Genomic DNA, 5,029 nt, shown 5'->3' with positions numbered 1-5,029 from the left:
CCCGACGGCACGGTCGAGGCGGCCGAGGTGCGCGCCGGCGACCCGTGCCCCGACTGCGGCGATGGCCCGCACCAGCGACGCGGGGTCATCGAGACGGGTGGCCACCTCGGCCGGCTCTCCGACCCGCAGCAGGCCGGTGAGAGCGACCGCCCGTACGTCCGGCCAGCGGCTGCGGGCGAGCCGCCGCAGGACCGGGAGCCGCCCGGTCCACACCGCCTCCCTACCGGCCGCCTCGGCCGCCAGCGAGCGGATGCGGACATCGGTGTCGGACTCCGCGACGTCCACCAGGTCGTCGATCCGCAGCCAGCGCTGCGCCACCTCGACCTCGAAGACCAGCCGCCGCTGGGCCGCGGCGCCGGAGGCGCCGACCACCCGGCGTACGGCTGGCGACGCGTTGAGCAGCGCGGCCGTGACCTGGTTGGCGGCGAAGCCGCCGCGCGACCGGGCGTCCACCAACAGTGCCATCGGCATGGCCGCCGGAAGGTACGTGGCCGGGTCGTCGGCCAGCAGCAGCGCGAGGCCCGCACGGGCCCGGTCCCGCACCTGCCGGACCCAGTCGCCGGTGCGCAGCACCAGAAACGGCACCAGATCCGGGCGGGGATCGTCCAGCATGGACCGGACCGCGCGCTCGCGGACGCGTCCGTCGCGGTGGGTGCTGGCCATCGCCACGGCGAGCGGGTTGACAGTGGGCTGGGACAGACCGGCCACCAGCCGAACGAGCGGTGGCGACTGGTCCGGCAGGCACCACAGCACCTGGCGGGCGCGTTCGTCGAGCCGGGCCACCATTTTCGGGGATCGAGCCAGCGCCCGCAGTGCCGCCCGGCCCAGGTCGTGGTCAGCGTTGGCGCCGACATCGGCCAGCAGGAAGGCGAGGTGCTCCACGGTTTTCCTGCCGGCGGCGGAACGCTGGGCGGCCGCCGCGATTGCCGCCTCCAGCGCCGGCTTCATCTCGGCGCTGGCTTCTTCCCGGTGCCTCGGCGTCCGCGTCATGTGATCATGCTGCCGGACCAGCGGCCCGGCCCGCCTCCGAGTTATCGGCGGGTGGCCCGAGAGGGCCGGGTCACCGTGTCACCTCAGGTGGAACCGTTCGTCGACCGCGAGGGCCGCCAACTGCGGCACGGAGAACGGCAGTTCCGTCAACTCCGGCCGGGTCTCGTCGAGTTTCGTGCTCTGCGCGACGAACACCACCACACCGTCCGGGTGCCGGTAGGCCGCCCACTGGTCGAGCCGATCGTCGTCGCCCGGCCGGACCACCACGCCCACCTTCGCCGCCCCGACGGCCTCGACCTGACACTCGCCCTGCATGCCCCAGAACTGGCGGGCCAGCGCGCAGGGTTCAGTGGGTAGTTGGTTGCCAGCGTCGTGCACCTCGACGACCACACGCCCGGTGCCCTGCCCCTGGGCAACGGCAACCGAGGTCAGGTAGCTCCACAGGTCGACGCCGTTCACCGTGTCCTCGAACTGCGCCTGGTGGGTCCGCAGCGTCCTCTGGTCGGCGGGCTGGTTCGCCGGGTCCTCCGGCGCGGTGTAGCCGGCGGGCACGACGGAGACGACCTCGTCGAGCAGCCGTATCCCCTGGTCGTACTTCGACCCTGCCCGCGCGGTCCGGTCCTCCTGTGGTTGACCGTCCGGCCCGGCCGGCCACGGCTTCTTGGTGTCTGACGCCGACGGGTTCGGAATGGCCTGCGGACCCCCTGCCGGCTGGTAGACGTCGCCCTTGGGTGTGCCCACGGCGGCGAGGCCGGCGACCGCCAGCACCACGGCCGCCGATCCGGCGCACGCCCAGGCGGTACGGCGGCGACTGCGGGCGCGTCGTCCCGCGTCGAGCGCGGCCGCCGTACTCAACGGTGGTGGCGAGGCGGCGTCCGCCATCTCGCGGCGCAGCGCCTCACGCAGGTCTTCTCCGTTCATCACTTCCCCATCTCGATCCCGCTGTTCGTGGTTGCCAGGAGGCCGCGCAGCGTGTCCAGCCCGCGCGCCGCCTGGCTCTTCACCGTCCCCGGCGAGCAGTCCAGCAGCGCCGCGACGTCCTCGACCGAAAGGTCCTCCCAGTAGCGGAGAACCAGCACCGCCCGTTGACGCGGCGCCACCGAGGCGAGCGCCCGCAGCAGCACCAGACGGGTCTCCGGCGAGTCGGACGGTGCCGCCTGCTCGGCGTTGTCGCCGCCCACCCGTTCACGCCGCCACCAGCCGCGGCGGCGCTCGTCGAGGAACGTGCGGATCAGGATCTGCCGCACGTAGTTGTCGAGCACCTCGTGCCGGGAGACGCGGTTCCAGACCAGGTAGAGCTTCACGAACGCGGTTTGGACCAGGTCCTCCGCCCGATGCCAGTCGCCGCACAGCAGGTACGCCGTGCCACGCATCGCGTCCGACCTCGCCGCGAAATAGTCGGCGAACGCCGCGTCGCGATCGCTCATCCAGGCCTCCGATCCCCGATTCGAGATAGTCACGCCGGGTCCGGCCCAGCGGGTTGCATCGCGAAAGGAAGAACTCGCCGGAGTCGAGGCCGGTTGCGCGTCAACCCGTGACGGCGACCGCGGCGAGCGTGCCCTTGCCGAGGACGAGCAGCAGGTCGGGCGTGAGGCGGCGGACGCCGCGCTCGTGCACCACCACGCAGTCGGACGCGCTGGCGATCGCTGTCGGGTCGGGTCGCTGGTGCAGCGACCGACGCCATCGAATCTGGAAGATCACTCCAACCTAACCTCCGGGGCCGCCGTCATGGTGCCCACGAGCGAGATCCCTTGACAGGTGTCGATCTGTGCACTGGTGTAAGGACCAAGCACATCGACGTCCGTCACAGGAGGGCACATGATCGTCCGACGACGGTGGACGGCTGCCGCCACCACAGCGATCCTGATCAGCGCGGCGCTGTCTCATCCCGGCCCGGCAGCGGCGAAACCCGCCGCCGACGCCACACCGATCACCCTGGCCGCGACCGAGACCGCTCTGGTCCGGGTACAGCTACGCGATCAGGCCCAGCTCGACAGGTTGGTCGCCGCCGGCGCCGACCTGGCCAACCGGCCCCGGGCGCGGGACGGGCGGATCCTCGCCGACCTGGTGCTGACCGGCGCCCAACTCGCCGACCTGACCGCGCAGGGCGCCACCGCCACCCAGATCGTTCAACGGGCCGGCGACGGCAGCCGGCACTTCGCGGACAGCGTCCGCGCGGCGCAGGCCCGTACCGCCTCCGGGCTGCGCGCCCCGGCCGCCGGACAGCGCACCACCGCCGCCGTCGGGGTCGACACCCTCGCGGTGCAGCAGGCGTACTGGTGGACCACCGGTGGTCAGACGTTCCTGCAGGCGCAGGTGGCCACCACCGCCACCGACGACCCGGACGTGGAGATCACCGTCAGCTGGCGGACCGCGGACGGCGCCACCGGGTCGTTCCCGCTCTACCGGTTCGAGGACTCGGGTGAGTACCAGTACCACTACAACCTCCCCCAGCCGGTGCCGAGCCGACCGGTCCAGCTGACCGCCACCTCCAGCCTGGGCGGGGTCAGCCGGGCGGTCACGCCGGCGCTCTGGCCGAACGCCACCCCGCCGCCGCTGCCGGCCGGCTACCAGAAGGACTTCATCGACGCGTACCTGACGCCAGTGGACATCCAGGCGCGGATCAAGCGGCTGGCCCGCCAGTACCGGGACCTGGTGGACGTCATCGACCTGCCGAACAAGACCCAGGGGTACCGCCGCAACGCCGTCGCGTACCTGGGTGACCCGGCAGTCTCCGCCGTGGTGGTCGAGTCGGTCCGCTTCGGTGACCAGGGCATGAACGGCGTCCAGGTGCGCACGGTCGACCCGGGCCGGCCCTCCCGGCCGCTGACCGTCGGCTACCGGGACCGCGTCCTCACGGTCACGCTCGCCACCGACGCGGCCGGCAAGACGGTGAGCACCACCGACGACGTCGCCGCGGCCATCAACGCCCGGCAGGCGAACCGGTTCCGGGCCACCGTCGAGGACGGCTCGACCGGGCTGCCGATGCCGGTCGCCGGTCCGGCCCGCCTCGACGACGGCCTCCAGGGCACCGAGGTGCCGGCGAAGCCGTGGACGGTGCAGGCGCTGCGCCTCGGCGTGCACCGCGACGGCTCCCGGGTCGGGGTGCTGGCGTACTCCCAGGAGCACGCCCGGGAGTGGGCAACCCCGCTGGTGACGCTGGAGTTCGCCGAGCGGATGCTGGCCAACGCCCGTACCGACCCGGCCACCCGTGAGCTGCTGGAGCAGGTCGACGTCTTCGTCATCCCGACGGTCAACCCGGACGGGGCGAACTACTCGTTCAACGACTACAACTTCCAGCGCAAGAACCTGGTCAACCACTGCACCGGGCCGGCCCGCGACCCGCGCTACCGCACCTCGTGGGGCGTCGACGTCAACCGCAACTACACCGTCGGGTCGTACTTCGACGGGTACGTGGGGGCCAGCGCCAACTGTCTCTCCGGCAGCTACGCCGGCACGGCGGAGCTGTCCGAGGCGGAGAGCGGCAACGTCATCGCGCTGGCCAAGGCCCACCCGAACATCAAATTCGCGATGAACGTGCACTCCTACGGCGGGTACTTCATGTGGCCGCCGGGGGCGTACCGGGCCGACGGTCGGATCACCCTGCCCCGACCGTCGATCGACGAGTCGACGCTGTTCCTGAACAGCGCCCGGCGCATCGTCGGCGCCATCGCCCAGGAGCGCGGCACGGTGACCTGGCCGTCGCAGACCGGCCCGGTCGCCGACGTGCTCTACTCCGCCGCCGGCAACTCGGCCGACCAGCTCTACTACGAGCTGGGCATCTTCGCCTGGGACTTCGAGGTCGGCAACGACCGCTGGAATCCGGCCACCGGCGAGTGGGAGGGCGTCGGCTTCCAGCCGCCGTTCGACGAGGCGCACGGCGAGTCCCAGGAGTACGCGGGCGGGCTGGTCGAACTGGTCCGGGTGGCCCGCGACCACGCCGCCGCCGAGGCGGCCACCGGCTGACCCGGCAGGGATGCCGGGTCGACTCGGCTGACCCGAACGACGGACGCGCCGGCCGGCCACGGATGAACCGTGG

At 72.5% G+C, this 5,029-nt stretch carries 4 protein-coding genes and 1 pseudogene; 1 reads left to right on the top strand and 4 read right to left on the bottom strand.

From position 1 onward, the window contains the following. The 4 genes and pseudogenes from AB0J68_RS26975 to AB0J68_RS26960 all read right to left on the bottom strand — a co-directional run. Window positions 1-990, bottom strand: a pseudogene (locus AB0J68_RS26975) (hypothetical protein); the annotation flags it as partial. A 78-nt stretch (window positions 991-1,068) separates the two neighbouring features. Then, on the bottom strand, window positions 1,069-1,911 hold the full coding sequence (locus tag AB0J68_RS26970; protein ID WP_363941102.1) for a hypothetical protein: 843 nt from the start codon (window positions 1,909-1,911) through the stop codon (window positions 1,069-1,071). Beyond that, window positions 1,911-2,417, bottom strand: a complete 507-nt coding sequence (locus AB0J68_RS26965) for a SigE family RNA polymerase sigma factor (protein WP_354861761.1) — start codon at window positions 2,415-2,417, stop codon at window positions 1,911-1,913. The genes AB0J68_RS26970 and AB0J68_RS26965 overlap by 1 nt, the downstream gene beginning before the upstream one ends. Before the next feature lie 100 nt (window positions 2,418-2,517). Then, on the bottom strand, window positions 2,518-2,691 hold the full coding sequence (locus tag AB0J68_RS26960) for a hypothetical protein (protein ID WP_363941100.1): 174 nt from the start codon (window positions 2,689-2,691) through the stop codon (window positions 2,518-2,520). A gap of 117 nt (window positions 2,692-2,808) precedes the next feature. On the opposite strand from AB0J68_RS26960, the gene AB0J68_RS26955 reads away from it, so the two are divergent. Further along, complete coding sequence (locus AB0J68_RS26955; RefSeq protein WP_363941098.1) at window positions 2,809-4,956, top strand: M14 family zinc carboxypeptidase; 2,148 nt, start codon at window positions 2,809-2,811, stop codon at window positions 4,954-4,956. The last annotated feature ends 73 nt before the right edge of the window (window positions 4,957-5,029 follow it).

Origin of the sequence: Micromonospora sp. NPDC049580 (assembly GCF_040675595.1) — a bacterium.
In the GTDB taxonomy this organism is placed as follows: domain Bacteria; phylum Actinomycetota; class Actinomycetes; order Mycobacteriales; family Micromonosporaceae; genus Micromonospora.
The sequence above is the reverse complement of the archived record's forward strand: the minus strand, read 5'-3'. Positions and strand labels throughout refer to the sequence as shown.